This is a genomic window from Stappia stellulata (assembly GCF_020176715.1).
Classification (GTDB): Bacteria; Pseudomonadota; Alphaproteobacteria; order Rhizobiales; family Stappiaceae; genus Stappia.
Genome location: NZ_JAIVMF010000024.1, coordinates 1 through 20,676, shown reverse-complemented (window position 1 = coordinate 20,676; position 20,676 = coordinate 1). Strand labels below are relative to the sequence as shown.

Genomic DNA, 20,676 nt, shown 5'->3' with positions numbered 1-20,676 from the left:
CGCCGGTGTCCTCTCCCAAAGACGCCGCGCCGCGCAACGTCGACGCAACCGAATTTCCCGAAATGCAATCCTGATAATGTACAAGGTGTGTGGTTTCGCGACCAATTGGTTGTAAATAAATTTATCTCGTTTCCAGATTGATAATTTCGTGAATATATGAATTAAATACACTGTGAAAATTATTTAGTTCTTCGGTGGAAGAGTTTCAGGTCGCGCATCTTTTGATGTCGGCCGACTTATCTGAATCTACGCGGTTATTGGCCGTGGGAGTCGAAAAAACTTCCGCGGATGGCAGGATTTTGTTCAATGATAACGGGAGGCGGCAACATGTTTACACGAATGAACGCGGCTGGTCGGGCCTTGGTATTCGCAACGGTCTCATCCGCCGCTACGCTTATACCCTTTGCGCCGGCGCATGCGGAAACCCTGCTGGAGGTTGGCCCGGAGGGATGCGCGGAACAGGTCGCGATCGGCGGCGCGCTCGCTCAAAGCTTCACCCCGGAGGGGGGGCTTGATCTGCAATCCGTCTCCGTCTGGATGACGCCGGGAGACGGCGACAGCGGTCATGACATGTTCCTGCTGCAGGGCGCGGGCCCGTCGTCCCGGCCGCTCGGTCTTTCGCAAACGGTGACGACCGCCGGTGGCGGCGCTGCGGGATGGCAGGCGTTTGCCTTCGACGGCGTCGCCTTGGCGGCAGGGGAGAGCTACACCTTCGTGGTCGTCCCCCGCTCGCCGTCCGGGGGCACGCTGGCGCAATGCGCAGAGAGCCATGACGGCGGGCGCGCCTATCGCCCCGGCGCGGAGGACCTCGATCCGGCGACCGATTTTGCGTTCAGGGTCGAGGGAACGCCCTCCACTGCGGCGGCGGACGCCGAGGTCACGTTGCCGCCGCCCGCCGATCCGGGCGAACCGGCAAATGCCCTGCCGCCGGAAACCGAAGCGCTGCTTGCCGAGCGTGATCTTGCCGCGCGCAAGATGGTGATGCCGCTGGGCGATTCCATCACCGACATGCCCGACAACATGGGCGCGGCTTGGGGCGGCTACCGCAAGGACATGGCCAATGACGCGACCTTCGCCCGGGTGTTCCAGTTCATCGGCAGCTACGGCGTCTATCAGTACTCGAATTCGCCGTCGCCCTGGGACATGCCCTGGGACCAGCGCTTCCATTGCGGCTGGAGCGGCGCCACCATGGACGGGTACGGCGGCAATCCGTCGACCTCCATCATCCAGAACTACTGGAAGTGCCGCACGGTCACGGCATCGGTCGACTATGTGCTGATGCATGCGGGAACCAATGATCTCAGGAACACCCGTGAGCCGGCCAATGTGCTGGGCGAGCGCGTGGCGATGCGCACCGTGCAGTTGATGGAGGGCATCCTGCAATACTCCACCTCCAAGATCATCGTGGCGCAGCTCATCCCGCAAACCGGCGGATCGGCTCAGTACAATCCCAATGTCATCGAATATAACAAGTCGCTCGCCCAGATGGTTGCCCAGAAGCAGGCCGACCCATCGACCGCGTGGTACTGGCGTTCGCGGGTGAAGATGGTCGATATGTATCAGGCGTTCTTCAAATGGACCGGCAACCAGCCGCAGGCGGCGCTGCAGGACGGGCTTCATCCCAGTCTCTGGGGTGCGCAGATCATGTCCTATGAATGGCGCGCCGCGATCTACACCTTTCCGAACTGATCCGGGCCGTCGGAAAAAAGAGCAAGGCCCGCAGGTTCTGTCGAGCGGATGGAGCCTGCGGACCTTTGCGGTCCGCCGGGACCTTTGATAGTTGACAATTTCTGCAATTTCAAATTGAGTGCAATAATAATTTCTTACATCCATAGGAGGCGGGTTTCATGTCGGACGACATAAAGGCGATGATCCTGAGCATGCGCAGCGACGTGCTCGACCTGCGCAAGCAGGTGATGGATCTGCGTGATGCAATCGCGAAGAGCGGGGCCGTCGATGTGGATGCCGATTCCGAGATGAAGGATCCGGACAACGTGACCGGTGACGTCGATCAGGAAAACACCTGATCGCATCGGCGCTGCCCGCCGAAAACAGATCGGAAGATGCACCGGCGCGGAGCGCCGGGATCACAGAGAACAAAGGAAAAGGGGGAGCCGATGTCCGACGATTTGAAATCGCTGGTGTTGAGCCTGCGCGCCGACATCCTCGATTTGCGCAAAGAGGTGATGGACGTGCGCGCAGCGCTCAAGCGCAGTCCGGTCGGCCCTTACATGGATGCGGATCATGCTCGCGAAGCGATGCGCGATCTTGATCCCGTGACCGGCGACGTCGATCAGGAAAACACCTGAATCCGGGATAGCCCGGTCCCGTCCGTTGCCGGCGCGAGCGGAGACGCCGGGAGTGGAGGGGCATTTCGACCTGGCAACTGGGGGAACCGATGTCCGACGATCTGAAATCGCTGGTGCTGAGTCTGCGCGCCGACATTCTCGATTTGCGCAAGGAAGTGATGGACCTGCGTGCCGCGCTCAAGCGCAGTCCGGTCGGTCCGTATATGGATGCGGATCATGCTCGCGAAGATCCGCTCCGCGATTTTGATGACGTTACGGGTGATGTCGATCCGGAGCCGGATCACGATCGCAACGTGAAAGCCGACGGCGGCTGAACGTATGCGCCAACTCAAGCGCACCGACGCGCCGCAGACCGCCGCCGAGCCGGGTGTGGAAAGGCAGAAAAATCCTGCCGAACCCGACGACACCGGCGCTGTTTCGCCGCTGGCGTATTGCATCGGGGGGATGGACGCGACGCGGTTCTTTGCGGCGCATTGGGAGAAAAAACCTCTGGTTGTGGACGGCAAGGGCCGAACGCCTCCCGATTTGCTCTCGCTCACCGAAATCGACCGGATTCTCCAGTTCGAAGGGCTGAAGGCACCGCACTTTCGTGTGTTTTCCGCTGGGCAGGCCGTTCCGGAACGCGAACTGATCGCGCCGCTCAAGATCGGGTCCGATAGCGTTTCCGGCGTCGCGCTTCCGGCACGCATCTATGAACGGCTTGCGCGCGGCGACAGCCTTGCCTTGCAGTTCTTGGAGAAGATCCGGCCTGCGATCCGCCGGTTCTGTGCGGATTTGGAACGCGAGATCGGCGTTGATTGCCAGGCGAATTCCTACCTGACCTTCCCGAACACGCAAACCTTGCACATCCACTACGACATGCACGACGTGTTCGTTGTTCAATTGAGCGGCCGCAAGCACTGGCGAATCTGGGGCGATCCCGTTCCGCTGCCACTGCGGCGGCCGGACAAGGCGCGCCACGCCGCGTCCGTGGAGCGGCGCGTGCGCGGGGCACCGCTGATCTTCGACGGGGAAGTTCGCCCGGGCGACGTTCTCTACATACCGCGCGGCTATGTGCATTGTGCCGAGGCACGGGCCGAGCACTCCCTCCATCTCACCGTTGGCCTTCTGGTCGAGCGCATTCACGGGGTTCTGGAACGTCGCGTCGAGCGTCTTCTTGCGCGTCTCGCCGACGACCAGTCGATGCGCCGCAGCGCCCGGCAGGTCTTGGCGGGTCCCGACGGGCGCAACGCGCTGAGTGACCTGATCCGGGCGGCGGGACGGGAAATCCGCGCGTCGGACGCAAGCCCCAGGAACGCGGGAACGCCGGTTTCGTGCAATCCCGGGACGGGGCGATCGGCCTGGAGCGGGCGCTTGCTGGAACTGAGCCTGCGCCTTGACGATCCTGAGTGCGCGGATCGCGTCCTTCTCGTCGGTCCGGCCGGCGCCGCCATTGAGCCGCACCACCTGGCAGTGGAGGCCGCGCAGGTGTTGGCTGTTCTCACTAGCGGGGACTGCCGGTCCGGTATCGCTTTCAAGGCACTTGTTGCGGACCTGGGACATGGCAGTGCCCGGACCGGGGTGATTGCGCTGCTGCAAAGCGATCTGGCCGATGTCCAGCGAGGCACGGCATGACGGCGACAGTGACGCTGGCGGATTTGCTGTCTCCGCTGTCGCCCGACCGCTTTGTCCGGGAGGTCTTCGAGGTGCGCCCGATGCTGTTCGAGGCGCGCGGGCGGGCTTTCGATGGTCTGTTCGGGATCGAGCGGGTCGATGAAATGCTGTCGTCGCTGACGACGCGCTCCGCATTGGTGCGGCTCTATCGAAACGGCGAACCGGTCGCGCGGAAGGACTACGAAAGGGTGCGGCGCCTGGCCGGCGAGCGCCACCGCGACTTCATTGACTACGATGCGGTGGTGGACCAGCATCTCAATGGAGCGACCATCAACCTGCGTTTCGTCGAACGCCGGTCTGCGGCCTTGGCCGCGTTGTGTCGCGAATGCGCGACCGTCTTCGCGAGCGCAAGTCATGCCAGCGCCTTCCTGACGCCGCCGCGCAGTCACGGATTGCGCCCGCATTACGATCTCATCGACGCCTTCATGCTGCAGGTGTCGGGAGAGAAGCGTTGGGACGTCTGGGTCGAAGACTGCAATCGTCTCGCGTTGCGCACCCGCGGCTACGATCCCGAGACCGTGCGGCGCCAGGTGGCGGCGCGCCCCCCGGACCACAGCTTCCTTCTCAGGCCGGGCGATGTGCTCTATCTGCCGCGCGGGTTCACCCATGTGACCTATTCCAATGCCGACTGCCGTCCCTCGCTGCACGTGGCGGTGAGCGTCGATCCGGTCCGAACCCATGATGTGGTGCAGACGGAAGCCGAGCGGCTGTTGGAGACCTACAAGGGGCGTTACGACCTGCGCCGGTGCGTGCGCGCGGCCGGTGCCTCGGCCTTTCCCGACGAGAGCGCACAGGTGGCGGCGATCGTCGAGACGCAGTTCGAGGCTTTTGTCGAGGACCTTGCCGCACGCGTGGCGGGGTTGGACGGTGCAATTGACGGCGCGCGCGCTTACGATCCAAATCCATCCGGCGGAAGCCTCGACGACATCGCAGGCCGGCTCGAACGTCGGACATGACACGTTGCCGGTTCGCGCCTTCAGGCTTTCCCGATCGGTTGCTCCAGGGACTGTTCCGGCGGAGACGTCACCGGCCAGATCGTTCCTGCTCGGCAGAAAGAGCGCACGGCCGCAATGACAATGACGCTCGCAAGGGGGAAACGGGTTTTGCGGCGGACGGGTCGCGATCCACTGCGACAGGCGCGACCTGTCCCGATATCCTACTTGCCACCGGCCGCCGAGCGGGTCCATTTTTGCGGAAGCAGGTCGCCGCCGAGCGGCGAGATGAAGAGCGCAGCCCCGTCGGCCGTCGCCTCGGCGGCATGCAGCGCCTCGCCGCTGGACCCTTGCGGGAGCGAGATCTCCCAGCTTGCCGCCGCATCGCAGCCCGACGGAACCGGAAGCGCCGCCGTGCAGAGCGGGTCGACATCGAACACCGAGGCGATGCCCTTGCCGGTGAAGGTGGTGGTGCTTGCGGTCACGAACATTTGCAGCCTCGATGAGCCGGGCGCGCGCGCCAGCGACAGGCCGTAGACCCCGAGGTCGCCGAAACAGGCGAGCTCCTGCAGGAAGGTGCCGTCCGTGCGGATGATCTGGACGCGGTGGTTCAGGGCATCGGCGACATAGACCCGGTCGCAGGCATCGACGGCAATGGCATGGGGCAGGTTGAACTCCCGCTCGCCCGATCCGGGCTGGTTGTCGGGCGCCGACCAGTGGCTCAGGACGGTGGCGGTTGCCGGATCGATGGACAGAACCCGGTTGTTCAGACCGTCGAGATCGCCGTCGGTCACCCACATCAGTCCGCTGCTGTCGAAGGCGATGTCGGTCACCTTGTCGAATTGCACCGGGTCGAGGCCCGTGCCCTGGCTGGTCTCGCCGCAGGTGCCGATGCTGCCGAGATAGGCGCCGTCGAGGCTGAATTTCTTGAGGCAGTGGCCGTAGCTCTCGCTCGCCGTCACTGGCGGCGCCATGTCGGTGATCCAGGCGTAATGGGTGCCGTCGGCGCTCTGGAAGGTCAGCGAATGCGGCTCGCCGAGGTCGCTCGTCGACCAGGTGGAGAGCAACGCGCCGTCGAGGCTCCACACGGAAACCGCCGGATTGCCCCGCTGCACCATGAAAAGCCGCTCGCCGTCCGGCGACAGCGTCGTCCAGCTCACGTTCTGGAAGTCGAAGCTTCCCGCCTGCGGGAAATCAGGATCGAGCGCATAGGCCTCGACCTCCTGCGCATGGGAGGCGGGGGCGGCGATGCCGGCAAGAAGGAAGAGGGCGCCGGCACTGGCACAACGGGCCAGGGGCGAGTGCCGGCGGCCCGGCAGGGTCGTGTCGAAGAGGTTGGTCATCGTCCCGGTCTCCATGGCTCGGGCATCACGCCTTGGGGGCGGGCGCGGTGTGATGGAGCGCTGCGCCGGTCGGTTTGTCCGTTGCCTTGCCGCCTGCGCCGGAGACCGTGCAAAGCTCGGGCAGCGCGTAATATTCGGCCGGGAACCAGCTCGGGGATTCGACATAGTCGTAGTAATCCGCCAGCGCCAGGCTGGTGCCGCCCTCGGCGATATTCGACGCCGATTCCATGAAGGTGACGGGCCGGGCATTGGTTCCATCGGAGCCGGGCAGCAGCGAGTACCAGGTCCACAGATAGCGGCCTTGCGGATACTCCCTGGTCGGCGGGAAGAGCACCGAGATGATGTTGGTCGCCTGACCGGGCGACAGGGCGGAGTTGTCGGTGACCGTTGCGTGGATCTTGCCTTCGACGGCCGGAATCCGGGCCCAGTCCGGCGGCTGCTGGCCGAGGCCGATGTTGTCGCAGGAAAGCACCACCGGGGTCGGATAGCCCCGGGTCAGGAAATAGATCTCGTTGTAGATGAAGCCGTTTCCCGCCCAGGGCGGCGGCGTGGTGCCCGTCGGCGCGACGCCATAGAGCAGCGCCACCTGATCCTGGAAGCCGGCGCTTGGATTGTACTCATAGGACATGATGGTCGCCTGCGCCCGGTCGGTCACGACCCGGTAGTCGGCATCCGGCTTCCACTGGTAGAGCACAACGGTCGGCAGCGGCAGGCTCGCGGAATCCACCGGTGTCATGAAGGTGGTCATGTAGAAACAGTCGTTCCACACCACCAGTTTGAGATTGTTCGGATTTCCCGGCTGGAACCCCTCGATGACGGGGGTGACCCATGTGCTGACATTGGGCGAGGCGGTGGCCTCGAACGTCGGGAAATAGGTGAAGGAGAAATTCTGGAAGAAGGCGAGCTGCGCCGGATCGCCCATGGTCGGCGACGGCGGCGGCGCGCCGAACATCATGCGGAACGGCAGCGACGTCGCACTGTCGAACCAGGTCCAGGTCGCGGCATTGGAATTTTCCACCGGCTGTTTCCACCAGTCGACCTCCTGCGCCTCCATCCAGTTGAGATAGCCGGTCTGGAAATAGCTCGCGGTGCTCGGAAGCCAGGTCTGCGTCGGCAAGGTCCAGCCCATGTCGACATCCGTGAAGGTCAGCCCCTTGTCGGTCGAGACCTTGGTGCCGGAGGGAGTGATCACATACCACCAGGTGCCATAGTCGAGCCCGACGACCCGGATCGACATGGTCTCTCCGGCGACATAGCCGATGAAGGCGAGGCACATCTGGTAGAACGGCGTGGTCTTGGGGTCGTTGCGCGGCGGCGGACTGTAGGCGTGCAGCAGCGCGGTGCATTCCCAGGCCGCCGGCAGGAGCGGCGGGGTCGCATCGGCCCGTGTTTCAAGATGCGGCGGCTTGGCGATCGGGAAAGTGCCATGGGTGATCCGGGTCATGTCGTGCCCCTCCGGTGTCGTCCCCGCAGCGCGCCGGGACGGTTCCACGACCGCACGCGGCCGCGCGCCCGATGGGGGCGTGCCGGCGGTCCGGCCGGCTCCCGGCCGAAGTGCTTTCGGTGGAGGGCCAGCCGGGCCGAGACTACAACGATTCCCGTATAAAGGGCGTGATGTAATAATATGCAATCAGAGCAAGAGGCCGGGCCGTCTGGTCAGGTTCCGCTCGTCCCTTGCCGCGGCCTAGGCTTTTTTGATCCGGTGGCAGGTCTCGAACACCGTTGCCGGCAGCGGGTGTCCGTCGCGGGTGGTTACGTGCGCGTCGTAGGTCGGCACCCCGGGCGGGATGACCGTGTCGCCGCGGGCCGCGCCGAGGAAGATATGCTTCGAATTGGCGGGATCCATCGGGAACCAGCACGGATTGTCGAATGTTCCGGCGTAGACGCCGACGGCATCCGCAAACCGTTCGAAGCTGAGCCAGAGTTTCGTTCCGCACTCCGCGCAGAAATGGACGTGTACGGTTTTTCCCGATCCCGTCGATGTCAGGTCGAAGGTTTCGGGCGCTCCGGTCAGGACGGCGAAATCGTCGCTGTTGAAGATCGGCTCCACCATATAGGCCGAGCCTGTGGCCTTCTGGCAGAAACGGCAGTGACAGACCGTTACGCGGGTCGGCATCGCGCGCGTTTCGTAGCGAATGCCCCCGCAAAGGCATCCGCCCTGGTGTTCCGTCATCGCCTGTTTCCCCGCATCGTAAAATCGCATGACATCACCGATAGCAGGGAGCTTGGCACGTCCCGTCCGCCGGGAGAAGCAAAAGCGGGGGGCACCGCTTTCAATCAAGGGTCCGTCCGGGGAAGAGGGCTTCAGCCGGCGTCGCGGCGAACCGTGCGCTGGGGAAGCGGCGACCCGGCGCGGCCCGGTTGCGCGGGCACGCCGACCGCCCGGCGCTCCGCATGGGCAACGCCTTCCTGCAGCGGCGCGTGCACGGCGGGTCTGTCCGGTGCCCGCGTCTCCTCCGCCGGCGCCTTGCGCCAGCCCTGGGCAAGGATCATCGCGGCGCGCGGGGTGATCGTTTCATGCAGCCTGATCAGCACCCGCAGCTCGTCAAGGGGCAGGCGGGCACCCAGCAGGCGCACCAGGATGCGGCCGCTTTCCGTGTCGCTGGTGCCGAGCGCGCGCAGGCAGACGACCAGCGCCTCGCCGCCGGGATCATCGACAATGCGGGCGGCGACATCGCCCGGCAGGTCGAGCGTATAGGCGAGATGGGCGGCGAAGACGGCCACGCCGCCGGACAGGGCGGCATTGACCAGCGACTTGAGGACCGCCGGCTTGAAATGCGCCGACAGAATGCGCGGATCGCCTTTCTGGGCGAGTTCCGACAGCGTGCGGGTTTCCGCCGCCGCGATCGCCTCCATCCGCCCGGTCGTGTCCAGATCGAGAAACAGCCGGAACAGCATGGCGGACGGCAGGGCCTTGCGCCGGGCAAGGCTGGAGGCCAGCGGCGCCAGCACCTCGGGGCGGGCGGCGAGCACGTCGAGCAGATCGTCGCCGAGCTCGATGTCGTCGCGTAGCAGGAGGCCGCGAAGGGTTTCGGCCTCGCCGTGGCGGAACAGCGCAAAGACGACGCGGGCCGAAAGCGGAGACCGGGCCGCGATCGCCCGGCGCACGATCTCGGGACCGCGCGCGGCACGGTTGATCAGGCCCGCTTCCGGCAGGGCGAGCGGCGTGGCAAGGGCCGCGGCAGCGACCTTGGCGTCGGTGTCGAAGGTCAGGAGCGCGAGGCAATCGATCGGCGCGTCGCCATAAGGTGCCAGCAACCGGGCGATGGTCAGCCGGTGGGCTGCGGGCGTTTCGGGCAGCAACTGTCGAAACAGCTCTTCAAACACCCTTTGCTCCTGGCGCGGATGCGAGGGCGTCGCGACATAGAGTTCGCTCGCGGCGAGCAGCAGGTGTTCCTTGCGCTTGGTCTGCGTATCGAGAGAGAGATCCACGACGCCATCCAACGGCTTGTAGGCCGCCGGCCGGGAGCCCTGCGGCAGGTGAGAACTGGACGGGTGCTTGTCGGTTTTGGACACGGGGCGGACTTGTCACTCTACACGGGACAGACACGCGCCCCGGACTCAACACACACGCCGGACCATCGCGCACGAACGGCCCACTTGCATAGAATTGACAGAAAACCGTTAGCGACTTGTTAACCGTGACTCGCGCCTACTTCAAAGACGGCAGATGGTTTCGCGTGACCTGCCAGGGTTCCAGGCTCGGCCTCCCGCCGCGCCGCTGGGCTCATGGAGGATGCAATGGGCACCGTGCTGAGTTTCACTTCATCCCGTCGTTTCGATCGCGCAGGCGGTCGTTGCGCGTCGTACCGACCCGGTCATCAAGCCGAGGTCGTGATCTTTCCAGGCGTGCGCATGGAACGTGATACGCTTGATCTTGCGGCCCGAATCGGGCGCAAACGAGAGAATGGTCCGCAACTTGGCGCGGATCGGGAGCCTGGCCGCCCGCTCTGAAGGCAGACGGCCTTGGATGTGTCGGGGTGGGCCTCGGGTGCGCGCGTCGATGCTTTCAGGTTCCGCGACGGGAAAGGCCCCCGGGGTGAAGACTGGCAGTATCGGCAATTCGGCGGGGCGACGCCGGGCACTCCTGCGCTTTGCGGGGCTTGCCGCCGTGTGTCTCGCGCTTGCCGCCTGCCAGCGTCCGACCGGCGATTTCGGCCGCGCGGCCCCTTCCGTCGTGCACGACAAGATCATGCCGCTTGCCGGTGACGAACTCGCGGCCGAGCGCGGCGAGCCGGTGTCCAAGTTCAATCTCACCGACGACGAGCGGGAGTTGCGCGACCGCGCCTGGACGCTGATCCGCCCGCCCGCCTCGAAGGACTGGATCGAGGGCACGCGCACCGAGCTGATCCGCACCCGCATCATTCCCGAAATCGGCGGCCAGGCCGACCCGGACCGCTATTACGCCTATCTGCGCTCCGACCGCTATTCCTCCAGTCAGGTGCGCTACGACCGTGTTGCCGCCGACGCCAATGCCGATGCAGCCCTCGTCGAGCCGTTCTGCCGGGTGGTGGCGCGGGTGGATGCCGCGGATCAGGAGCGGTTGCGGGCGCTCGGGCGGCGGGACCTCTCCACCCAGGAGGAACTTGCCGGCGCCCAGGCGCGCGTCTGGGAAAACCGCCGCTACATCGACTGGGCCGTGCAGGCGCTGCGCCACCGGCTGACCGCCTATCGTCAGGCAATCGACTCGCTGGAAATCGAGACCCCGTCGAGCGACAAGGTCTGGGACGCCAATGTCGCCTGGAAGCGTCTGGCGGCTGAGATCGTGCGCCTGCAAAAGGGCTGCGACACGTCCAACCGCTATGGCCAGCCGGAGGTGGAGCGGCGCTCGCGCATCTACGACAACTGGGGCACGGAACGCGCCGCGCCGGTAAAATAGCCGGACGGGCGCACCGCCGGACGGCTCCGGCTTGTCCCAGATCAAGGTGCCGTGCTGCCATTCACGTATGATTTTCTGCGGACAACAAGCGTGTGTGCCCCGTTGCAGAAGCCCGAACCGTCCGAGATCGATGCGCTGGAGCGCATCGAACAGCCTTTCCCGCTGATGCGGCAATTCCTGCGCCGCGTCCTGCCGGGTTTTGCGGTGTTTCTCGTCGTGCTTCTGGTGCTGGTGTCCTACAGCGCGAACCGGGTGGCGAAATCGATCTATCTGGAGCTTGCCGAGCGTCGCGCCGCGACGATCGCCCGGGGCGTTGCGACCGTCGCGCCCGAGGCCTGGGCGGCGCTGTTGTCGGGCAGGGGCGATGCCTCGCCCGATCTGGCGCAGGCGTTCGCCGGCGAAATGCGCGAACTCGCCCTTGGCGATCTTAAGGTCTACGACCTCGCGGGCCGGGTGCTGTTTTCCAGCAAGGCCGACGAGATCGGCGCACGCGAGAGCGGCGCGCCCCTGCGCCGCGTGCTGGCCGGAGAGGGGCCCGTCGTCGCCGTCACGCAAACGCAGGACGGCAGCCCGCGCTACGAACTCTATGTGCCCTTCCTGGACGATACGGGGCGGTTGCGGGCCGTCTTCGAGCTCTACGAACCGGTGACCTATCTGGATGCGCTGTTGCGCCGCGCCACGATCCCCGCGCTTGCGGTTCCCGGACTGCTGCTCCTGCTGCTTGCCGTCATCTTGACCCGGCTGGTCAAGCGCGCGCAGGGCGAGATCGACGTCCGCACACGCGCGCTGAACGCCTTGCGGCGGCGCATGGCCACGTTTCTGTCGCGCTCCACCGTCACGGCGGCGGAACATTCGGTCGGCGACGCGGCCGACATCGCCTCGCGCAAATATGTCACCACGCTGTTTTATTCCGACCTGCGCGGGTTCACCGCCTTCTCCGAGACGCATGCGCCCGAAGACGTCGTCGCCTATCTGAACGAGGTGATGACGCTGCAGGTGCAGGAGATCTCCCGTCACGGCGGGGATGTCGACAAGCTGATCGGCGATGCGGTGCTGGCGCGATTCGACGGCGAGGACGGGTCCGCGCGGGCGATCGCGGCGGCACGCGCCATTCAGGCCCGGATGGTCGGCTGCACGCCGGGACCGCGTATCGGCATCGGCCTGTGCCGCGGCGAGGTGATCCTGGGTGTTGTCGGCGCGCCCGACCGGCGCGATTTCACCGTGATCGGCGATACGGTCAATATCGCCGCCCGCCTGTCGGATGTCGCGCTTGGCGGCGAGATCGTCGCAACGGATACGCTGGCCGACGCGGCCTTCGGAGCGGCCGAAACGGTCTCGGTAAAAGGCCGCTCCCACGCCCTGCAGGTGCGCCGCTGGCCGGCGGGGCGTCAGTCCTTGCGGTAGAGATCCGCCCGCGTCAGCGGGATCGCCGGCCTGCCCTTGGCCGACTTGCCGCAAAGCGTCTGGTAGATGCGCGCCGAGCCCCGGTGAAACGTAAGCGCGCAGCCGCCGAGATAGGCGACCCATAGCCGGTAGAGTTCGGGTCCCGCGAGCGCTTCGGCCTCCGCGCGGCGCGCCGTCAGCCGCTCGCACCAGACCTGCGTCGTGCGTTCGTAATGCTGGCGCCAGTTTTCCACGTCCTGCACCTCGAAGCCGGCACGCTCCATCTCCGCGACCGTATGGCCGATGTCGTCGAGTTCGCCGCCCGGGAAGATGTATTTCTGCAGCGCGCGCTGCTCGGGCCGCTTGATCAGCCGGTGGCGGCGCTTCTTGGCACGGCGCGAGATCGCGTGGTTGAGGAACAGGCCGCCCGGCGCGAGCAGCCGCTGCACGGTCGAGAAATAGGCCGGGATATTGTCGAGGCCGATGTGCTCATACATGCCGACCGACACGATCTTGTCGAAGGTCCCGGTCAGGTCGCGGTAGTCCTTCAGTTCGAAGGTGACCCGGTCGGCGATGCCGAGCGCCTCCGCCTTGGCCCGGGCGAAGGCCAGTTGCTCCTCCGACAGCGTGACGCCGTGACCTATGACGCCGTGGTGGCGCACCGCATGGCACAACAGCCCGCCCCAGCCGCAGCCGATGTCGAGAAGCCGGTCGCCGGGCGTCAGCTGCAGCTTGCGGCAGGTGACCTCGAGCTTGGTCTGCTGAGCCTCTTCCAGCGTCGCGTCCTCATGCGGGAAACAGGCGCAGGAATACTGCATCTCCGGATCGAGGAAGAGGGTGTAGAAGTCGTTGCCGACATCGTAGTGGAAGCCGATGAAGCGCTTGTTGTCGCTGGCGCCCTTTCGCGCGCGTCCGTCCGCGTCGCCGGAAAAGCCGCGGGTCGCGTCCGGCGAGATCGCCGGCGCCGTCAAGAGCGGCCAGGCGGCCTTTGCAAGCGCCAGCTTTCCGACTTTCCGCAGCCGCCGCCGCGCCGCCTTGTCGACCGCATAGGGGCGGCCGATGTCGATGATCGTGCCGCCGGAGATATCGATGTGCCCATGCGCATAGTGGCGGATCAGCCGGTCGAGCGACGGCCGGCGGATGAGCGACGGCAGCACCCCCGGCTCGTTGATCTCCAGCATCAGGCCCGGCACCACGTTGTCGCCGAGCGGCTCGACCGAGCCGTCCCACAGGCGCACGGAAAAATGCGCGTCCATATGCGGGCGCAACACGCCGATGGCCTTGCGGGTCGCCGCCAGCGTGCGGGCGTCGCGCGGGGCAGTCTCGGGGGCGCCGCTTTGGGTCATGCAAATGTCTTTCGGTCTGAGGAAATGTCTTGAAACGGCATTCGGGCAGTCGGACGGCTCATTCCTGGTCGAGAGTGCGGCAGGTGGCTTGCGCGAGCGCGGCTTCCTTCACGTCCCGGCGCAGCGGATCGCCGTCGAAGGAGCGCAGCAACGCATAGCCGAGGGTCTCTGTGGTTTCGATCACGATGAGGTCCTCCAGTCCGGGCGGCGGATCCTCGCGCAGCACGCTCAACTGCTCGGTGGTGATCACCAGCACGTCGAGCATGCCGTCGTTGCCGGAGGTGCGGTCGTTCAGCGAATAGATTGCCTCGCCGCGCGCATTGAACAGCGCGAACGACCAGAACGGCGGCGGCAGGGCGGCGACGATCTTCAGCGGGCCGTCGGTGAGGTCGAACCGGCAGGCGGCATGCAGCATCATCGGATCGAGCATCGGCAGCGGCTCCGCCCCGGCGCGCGTGTCCGGCAGGCGGTTGAACATACCGTCCGGCCCGAAGGCCGCGACCCGTGCATAGGCCGTGACCGGCACAAAATGCGGCACGCTCATCACCACAACGACATGGATGATGCCGCCGAGCAACAGCCCGGCCAGCAGCACCGCGCCCGCGCGCGCCACGTCCAGCGCCTCGATCCCGCGAAGCCTGTTCAGAACCCGGTCCGCCGCGCTCACCGGCAATCCCCCCGCGTGATCTCGGGCATCGGCACATTGGCAACGCCCGTGCCGGTCGTCAGCGGCGTGTCGTAGAGCCTGAGCGCCAGCACCAGACCGTTGGCGTCGCGCCCGCCCGGAAGCCAGTTGCCCGACCGCGCCCGCGCCGCGACCTGCACGGTGAAGCTTCCGTCGGGACGCCTCAGGATCTGGCGGCTGTGCAGGCCGGTGCGTTCGGCATCCGTTTCGGTCAGCCGCAGGTTTTCGTCGAGCGTCGTCAGCGTCCACAGTCGCGCGGGCGCTGCCTGCCCCTCCAGCGTGTAGTCGCAGGCCGGCGACAGCGTGGCGCCGGCCGTGTCGGTGCGGGCCAGGAAGATCAGGCCCTCGCCAGAGGCGAGCGGCACGCGTCCGGTGCGGGCATGGGTGGCGGCGGAATAGGGGTCGGCCTCGCCGGTGCCCTGCAAGGGGCGGGCCTCCCACACGCCGAGCTCCAGAGTGTCGAAGGCGGGCGCGTTGTCGACGGCGAGATAGGCGCTGCCCAGCCCCGTGACGAGGCCGATGACGAGGATGGCGGCGAGTTTCGGCCAGCCCGGCATGCGCCCGCGGCGCAGGATCGCGGGCACGCGGTCGGGGGCCAGCCCGTCGGTCTCGGGGTTTCTGTCGAACGTCAGGGTCACTGCGTGATGGACTCCACGCCGTCTTCTCTCGCGGCCGGCGCGCCGCCCGGCAGATCCGCGCGCTTGCCGATGGCATCGAGCCGCGCGCCGATTTCTTCAAGCACGGCGATCGACTGTTCGCGCAACAGGCGCGGACGGCCGGCGGCGGACCCCGCCCCGCCATCGGCGACCAGCGCCTCGGCCGGCTGCGGCGGACGGTCGACGCCCGGCATCGGCTTCAGCTCGATGCCCTTGTGGGCGTATTCCATGATCGATTGCCAGGCCATGGCCGGCAGGCTGCCGCCGGTCATGCGCGCGGTGGTGCTGAAATCGTCGTTTCCGAACCAGACGGCCGCCGCGTAATTGCCGGTGTAGCCGACGAACCACGCGTCGCGATAGGCCTGGGTGGTGCCGGTCTTGCCGGCGGCGGTGACGCCGGGGACCTGCGCGCGGCGGCCCGTGCCCGCCTCCACCACATTGACCAGCACGTCGTTCATTTCCGCGGCCTTTTCCGGCGGAAACAGGCGTTCGGGCGGGCGGCGGTGGCGGCTGAGCTCATAGACGGTCTCGCCGGCGGAATTCTTCACCTCAAGGATCGGCGTCGGCACCACCTTGAGCCCGCCGCTGGCAAACGACCCATAGGCCGCGCTCATGTCCAGCACGGTAACCTCGGCAACACCGAGGGGCAGCGCGCGGGTGATCTTCAGCTCGGTGTTGATGCCCATCGCATGGGCGTTTTCCACGACCTTGTCGCGCCCCAGCGCCTGCGACAGGCGCACCGGGATGGTGTTGATCGACTTGGTGAGGGCAAGTTTCAGCGTGACCGGGCCGCGGTAGCTGCGGCCGTAGTTGCGCGGGCTCCAGCCGCCGATGTTGATCGGCGCGTCCGGCACGACGGAGGCCGGCGAATAGCCGTTCATGAAGGCGGTGATATAGACGAAGGGCTTGAAGGAGGAGCCGGGCTGGCGCAGGGCGTCGACCGCCCGGTTGAACTGGCTGGCGCCATAATCCTTGCCGCCGACCATGGCGCGCACGGCACCCGTCTCCGGTACGATGACGGTGACGGCGCCTTCCTCCACCCGGTAGCGGTTGCCGTGCTGGCGCAGCGTGTCGAGGATCGCACGTTCCGCCTGGCGCTGCAGGCCGGGATCGAGCGAGGTGCGCACCGTCAGGATGCGGTCGTTGGCGAGGGCCGGATATTCGCGCGCCAGCTCCTTGAGCCGGTCATAGGCATAGTCGAGGAAATGGTCCGGCGAGCGCTCGCGGCTGCGGTCGACGGCGACCGCCGGATTGCGCCTTGCGCCGATCACCTGGCCCTCGGTCATGAAGCCGGCCTGCACCATGTTGGTCAGCACCTCATTGGCGCGCGCGCGCGCCGCCGGCAGGTTGATGTGCGGGGCGTATTTGCTCGGCGCCTTGAACAGGCCGGCGAGCATCGCCGCCTCGGCAAGGCTCAATTCGCGCACGTTCTTGGCGAAATAGAATTCCGACGCCGCCGCGACGCCGAAGGTGCCGCCGCCCATATAGGCGCGGTCGAGATAGAGCTTGAGGATCTCGCGCTTGGAGAGGTTCATCTCCAGCCACAGCGCCAGGAAGGCCTCGTTGATCTTGCGCTCCAGCGTGCGCTCGTTGGACAGGAACAGGTTCTTGGCCAACTGCTGGGTCAGCGACGAGCCGCCCTGGACGACGGTGCGCGCGCGCACGTTCTCCATCATCGCGCGGAAGGTGCCGACCACGTCGATGCCGAAATGGTGGAAGAAGCGCCGGTCCTCGGTGGCGAGCGCCGCCTTGATCATGTGGTCGGGAATTTCCTCCAGCGGCACGGTGTCATTCAGCAGAATGCCGCGATGGCCGATCTCGTTGCCGAAGCGGTCGAGGAAGGTGACGGAAAAATCCTCCGTCGTGCGCCAGTCGGCCCGGGCGGTCTTGTCGATCGCGTCCTGGGCCAGCGCCAGCATGACCACGAGGCCGAGAACGCCGAAGGTCACCCCGTCTGAGGCAAGCTCGGCCGCCACGCGCCCGGGTCCGCGCACCCGGAAGCGGCGCAGCCAGGCGGAATAGCCCTCGATCGCACCGCGCAGGCCCGATCCGAGCCGCCACAGCGCGGTGTCGACCCAGGCATCGGCGGAGAGAAGGCCGGCCTTGAGGCGCCCGCCCTTCGGCCGTGCCCCTCCCTGAGCCTTCGGCGTATCCGGCTCCGTGCCGTCGGGGGGAGCTGATCCCTTGTTCACCTTGTCCGTCCGTTCTGCTATGGCGGTCGGGTTTGACGCCGCCGCATGCGCGTGCCCCGCGCGCCCAGTTGTACTCCCGATCCGGCCGGCGTTTCAAGAAAGGTGAGGGAAGGACAGCCAATGAGCGCGCGCGATACCGGCGCAAAGACCCCCGATGCCGGGGCTACAGACGTGCGCACCGCTGACGTAACGGCAGATGGCGGCGGTCCGGCCCGCGCCGACGGTGCGGCGCCTTCAGCCGAGGGGCCGGTCGAGACCGTGCCGTTCTGGCGCGCCAAGTCGCTCGCCGAGATGACCGCCACGGAATGGGAATCCCTGTGCGACGGCTGCGGCCGCTGCTGCCTCAACAAGCTGGAGGACTGGGACACCGGCGAGGTGGTGTGGACCTCGCTCTCCTGCACGCTGCTCGACCAGCACTCCTGCCGCTGCGGCGATTATCACAACCGTCTTGAAAAAGTGCCGGACTGCCTGCCGTTGACGCCAGAAACCGTGCCGCAGCTCACCTGGCTGCCGCCCACCTGCGGCTACCGGCTGATCTCCGAGGGCCACGACCTCTACTGGTGGCACCCGCTCGTCTCCGGCGATCCCGAAACCGTCCACGCCGCCGGCATCTCCGTGCGCGGCCGCACCTTTCCCGAAGACGGCATCGAGCTGGAAGACTACGAGAATTTCGTCGTCGACTGGCCGGGGGAGGGGCCGGAGGAGGGGTGATCTGTAGTCTAAGTAAATTTCTTATAATGAATGGGAATTATCCCCTTGAGACAAGTCATCCAGATTCACTGCTAGGTCACGCGACCACACTTTTCACTTGATCTCCCCAGTGTGTCGTGCGATGAGTCGTGAATGTCACAGAGCCCACATGATTCTGGCTTTAGTATTTCAGGTGCGGAAGTGCGCAGCTGGGAAGCCGAGTGCTCGGAGATTGATCTGAAGATCGAAAATCTCCGGAAGCGGCAGGCATCCCTGCGCGAAAAGATCGATGCTGTTCGCCTTCTTGCTCCGTCACTTTTCTTGGGGGACGGAACGGCGCGCAAGAGCGAGAGTCCCGGATTGGTTAAGACCCGCAAAGGTCGCGCAACGTGGACTGGGGTAATTGAAGAGCAGGTTAGGTCTTCAAACGGAGGCGTAATGCAACGGGAGTTGCTCGCGAAGATGCGCAGCGGCCCGTTCGGTGATCGCCTGAAAAGCAGTGAATCTGGCTACTACAATGGCATTCAAAAGTTGCTTAGGCGTGGACTGCTGAAAAAGCGAGGTGATCATCTTTTCACTCCTGCCCAGTATCGCGATTACATGAGCAAACTGGAAAAAGGAGAAGTCGATGACGTTGCCGATGTTAGTGAGTTTGGTTCGCCGGCTGCCGTTTTGGCTGTTCGCTATATCAGCGAAAACCCTGGTTGTAGCTCATCAGATGTGATTGATGCAATTTGGGCCGCGCACGAAGGTGATCATCCTCCGAGCAAGACCTCCCTCTACAACATGATTGCGCGACTATCTGAGCAAAAACACATCCGTAAGGAGGACAAAAAGCTCTATCCTTATGGAGATAATGAACCGCCCGCCGTGGCGGGCGGTTCAGAAACTGATAGGGCTGGCACCCTATCTGACGATAACCGAGCCAGCCTAAAGGTGGTCGGTTGAACCCCGCGTCTCCAAGCGCACAATGGAAAGGATAGAAGCGTGACTTGGCATATCACCCGGAGATTACCGGTAGCCGCTTAACGGCGGCTTAACTTCCTGCCCCCTTCCAAAAGGGGTAAGATCAAGGGTGCTGTGGTCTCCAAAACCATGGCACCCTTGTGCATGAATGTAGCAACTCCCCGTGATTCCGTCTAGAGTCTTTGCCATGTTATCGTTAGCAACAGCCATCAAAGAAAACCGGTTAGCTGAGTTCATAGATCAGCAGGAAGCGGCTGAGATTGGCCCTATCCGCGAAGATCAGTTTTTGTCCGCTGCATCTCGCGTCATACGCGGGACACAATCAGATCAAACATCGCATTGTTCATCTCGCGATGGTTCGAGCGGAAAGCAAACTCGTTAAGGTACCGATCCATGTATTTGCTCGACACATGAATGTGAGTTGAGCGAACCGACGCCTTGAACAGTTTCCAGAAGCTTTCGACATTGTTTGTCGAGTGCGTTTCACCGGTCCGGTAATCGAAATAGGTCCATTCCTTTGCGGCGTGTTTCACGCGACCGTGCTTGTAACCGTCACCATTCAGTAAGCCGTAGGACACCAGTTCGTCTGTGGAGACGGCTGCACCCTTTTCAACATTTGCCAGCGTTACGCCGCGAAGCGTGTCCTTCTTGACGTTCGGGATCACTTCGGTTCGAAGCTTGCCGCCGCGCTCTTTCATGCCCATGACAATCGTCTTTCCTTCCGCACCGCGGCCACGTTTGCCGGGGCGGCGACCACCTACATAGGCTTCATCCATCTCCACATGTCCGGTCAGCATTTCGAAGCTGTCAACCGATCCGATCAGTTCCCGGATTTTCATGCCTATGCGCCATGCCGTCTTATAGGTGACGCCAAGCTGACGCTGGAGTTCCTTGCCCGAAACGCCGTGGCGGGTCGTGACTAAGAGATATATGGCATAGAACCAAATCTGGAGGGGTGTGCGGGTATCCTCAAACACGGTGCCAGCAGTCGGGTAAACATGATCGCCGCAAGCCGCACATGCAAATGCACGGCGTTCTGTCATGCGGTGAAACGTGCTGTCGACACCGCACTTGCGGCAAACATGCTTCATGCCGAAACGCACTTCCATGATGTGGGTGAGGCAAGCCTCATCATCTGGAAAGCGGGCGAAGAAGTCGCGGACTGAAAAGGTGGGTGCTTTGCTCTTGCTCATGAACCCAATATAGGTTCATTCCTTACTTGCGTCAAGGGGATAACTCCCTTGTTTTAACAAGGTGCCTATTCTGGTTTTGATTTTCCCGACGAAACACGCGCGGAGATCCGTGTCCGACTGCTACCCTTTGCAGTCTTGGTCTTTCGAGGGGGGGAAGCCGCTTCGTCTTCTTTGTTCGTTCGCGTGCATGGCGACGTGGAATGGATCGCGGCTCGCTGGCCGCGGTGTGAGGGGTAGGTTGAGAGCGTCTCTGTCAGCCCGGAAGTTGGATACTTGAAAACGCAACATCAAGAAGCTGAGGTCGCGCAAGGCGTCGCCGTTTTCCTCCGCCGTCATCAACTCATTGCGTTGAATTCGTCTCTCATGCGTGCATTGAGGATGACGACGATCTTTCGCATGACGGCTGTTAGAGCGACGAGCTTCTTCTTTCCGCTTTCGACAAGTCGTTG

19 protein-coding genes are annotated in these 20,676 nt (G+C 64.7%); 10 read left to right on the top strand and 9 right to left on the bottom strand.

Features of this window, described 5'->3' with window-relative positions; genetic code table 11:
- Positions 1-327: 327 nt before the first annotated feature.
- From LC092_RS19330 to LC092_RS19305, 6 genes are all read left to right on the top strand, one after another.
- A complete protein-coding gene (locus tag LC092_RS19330; RefSeq protein ID WP_224809180.1) occupies positions 328-1,689 on the top strand; it encodes a GDSL-type esterase/lipase family protein in 1,362 nt (453 codons plus the stop codon).
- 158 nt (positions 1,690-1,847) lie between these two features.
- Positions 1,848-2,027 (top strand): hypothetical protein, encoded by a 180-nt coding sequence (locus LC092_RS19325; RefSeq protein ID WP_224809177.1) that lies wholly within the window; start codon positions 1,848-1,850, stop codon positions 2,025-2,027.
- A 90-nt stretch (positions 2,028-2,117) separates the two neighbouring features.
- The gene (locus LC092_RS19320; protein WP_224809175.1) at positions 2,118-2,309 is read left to right on the top strand and encodes a hypothetical protein; all 192 of its coding nucleotides are present in this window, start codon (positions 2,118-2,120) and stop codon (positions 2,307-2,309) included.
- Between the two features lie 89 nt (positions 2,310-2,398).
- Positions 2,399-2,623 (top strand): hypothetical protein, encoded by a 225-nt coding sequence (locus LC092_RS19315; RefSeq protein WP_224809173.1) that lies wholly within the window; start codon positions 2,399-2,401, stop codon positions 2,621-2,623.
- Between the two features lie 4 nt (positions 2,624-2,627).
- Complete coding sequence (locus tag LC092_RS19310) at positions 2,628-3,923, top strand: cupin domain-containing protein (RefSeq protein ID WP_224809171.1); 1,296 nt, start codon at positions 2,628-2,630, stop codon at positions 3,921-3,923.
- Entirely contained in the window at positions 3,920-4,918 is a 999-nt protein-coding gene (locus LC092_RS19305; protein WP_224809169.1) for a cupin domain-containing protein, read from the top strand. Before LC092_RS19310 ends, LC092_RS19305 begins: the two co-directional genes overlap by 4 nt.
- Before the next feature lie 200 nt (positions 4,919-5,118).
- Here LC092_RS19305 and LC092_RS19300 read toward each other — a convergent pair whose 3' ends face one another.
- The 4 genes from LC092_RS19300 to LC092_RS19285 form a co-directional block, all read right to left on the bottom strand.
- Positions 5,119-6,237 carry a hypothetical protein gene (locus LC092_RS19300; RefSeq protein ID WP_224809167.1) on the bottom strand — a complete coding sequence of 373 codons (1,119 nt, stop codon included), beginning with the start codon at positions 6,235-6,237 and terminating at the stop codon, positions 5,119-5,121.
- Between the two features lie 25 nt (positions 6,238-6,262).
- A complete protein-coding gene (locus LC092_RS19295; RefSeq protein WP_224809165.1) occupies positions 6,263-7,681 on the bottom strand; it encodes a hypothetical protein in 1,419 nt (472 codons plus the stop codon).
- A 240-nt stretch (positions 7,682-7,921) separates the two neighbouring features.
- Positions 7,922-8,410: a GFA family protein gene (locus tag LC092_RS19290; protein ID WP_224809163.1), complete on the bottom strand. Its 489-nt coding sequence runs from the start codon at positions 8,408-8,410 to the stop codon at positions 7,922-7,924.
- A 131-nt stretch (positions 8,411-8,541) separates the two neighbouring features.
- The gene (locus LC092_RS19285; RefSeq protein WP_224809161.1) at positions 8,542-9,753 is read right to left on the bottom strand and encodes a DUF2336 domain-containing protein; all 1,212 of its coding nucleotides are present in this window, start codon (positions 9,751-9,753) and stop codon (positions 8,542-8,544) included.
- 523 nt (positions 9,754-10,276) lie between these two features.
- Here LC092_RS19285 and LC092_RS19280 point away from each other — a divergent pair.
- Both LC092_RS19280 and LC092_RS21310 read left to right on the top strand, forming a co-directional pair.
- Entirely contained in the window at positions 10,277-11,116 is an 840-nt protein-coding gene (locus tag LC092_RS19280; RefSeq protein WP_224809159.1) for a hypothetical protein, read from the top strand.
- A 90-nt stretch (positions 11,117-11,206) separates the two neighbouring features.
- The gene (locus LC092_RS21310; RefSeq protein WP_224809157.1) at positions 11,207-12,520 is read left to right on the top strand and encodes an adenylate/guanylate cyclase domain-containing protein; all 1,314 of its coding nucleotides are present in this window, start codon (positions 11,207-11,209) and stop codon (positions 12,518-12,520) included.
- On the opposite strand, the gene LC092_RS19270 is transcribed toward LC092_RS21310, so the two are convergent.
- The 4 genes from LC092_RS19270 to LC092_RS19255 are packed head-to-tail and all read right to left on the bottom strand — an operon-like array spanning position 12,505 to position 17,378.
- Positions 12,505-13,845, bottom strand: coding sequence for an SAM-dependent methyltransferase (locus tag LC092_RS19270; protein WP_224809155.1), 1,341 nt, complete (start codon positions 13,843-13,845; stop codon positions 12,505-12,507). The genes LC092_RS21310 and LC092_RS19270 overlap by 16 nt on opposite strands.
- 58 nt (positions 13,846-13,903) lie before the next feature.
- Entirely contained in the window at positions 13,904-14,512 is a 609-nt protein-coding gene (locus tag LC092_RS19265) for a hypothetical protein (RefSeq protein ID WP_224809154.1), read from the bottom strand.
- Positions 14,509-15,168, bottom strand: a complete 660-nt coding sequence (locus LC092_RS19260) for a DUF1214 domain-containing protein (RefSeq protein WP_224809153.1) — start codon at positions 15,166-15,168, stop codon at positions 14,509-14,511. Before LC092_RS19260 ends, LC092_RS19265 begins: the two co-directional genes overlap by 4 nt.
- Positions 15,165-17,378, bottom strand: coding sequence for a transglycosylase domain-containing protein (locus LC092_RS19255; RefSeq protein ID WP_224809152.1), 2,214 nt, complete (start codon positions 17,376-17,378; stop codon positions 15,165-15,167). Before LC092_RS19255 ends, LC092_RS19260 begins: the two co-directional genes overlap by 4 nt.
- A gap of 258 nt (positions 17,379-17,636) precedes the next feature.
- Here LC092_RS19255 and LC092_RS19250 point away from each other — a divergent pair, with 258 nt between their 5' ends.
- Together LC092_RS19250 and LC092_RS19245 are read left to right on the top strand one after the other, a co-directional pair.
- Positions 17,637-18,089: a YcgN family cysteine cluster protein gene (locus tag LC092_RS19250; protein ID WP_224809210.1), complete on the top strand. Its 453-nt coding sequence runs from the start codon at positions 17,637-17,639 to the stop codon at positions 18,087-18,089.
- A gap of 132 nt (positions 18,090-18,221) precedes the next feature.
- On the top strand, positions 18,222-19,016 hold the full coding sequence (locus LC092_RS19245; RefSeq protein ID WP_224809151.1) for a hypothetical protein: 795 nt from the start codon (positions 18,222-18,224) through the stop codon (positions 19,014-19,016).
- 323 nt (positions 19,017-19,339) lie between these two features.
- Here LC092_RS19245 and LC092_RS19240 read toward each other — a convergent pair whose 3' ends face one another.
- The gene (locus LC092_RS19240) at positions 19,340-20,227 is read right to left on the bottom strand and encodes an IS1595 family transposase (protein ID WP_224809150.1); all 888 of its coding nucleotides are present in this window, start codon (positions 20,225-20,227) and stop codon (positions 19,340-19,342) included.
- Between the last annotated feature and the right edge of the window lie 449 nt (positions 20,228-20,676).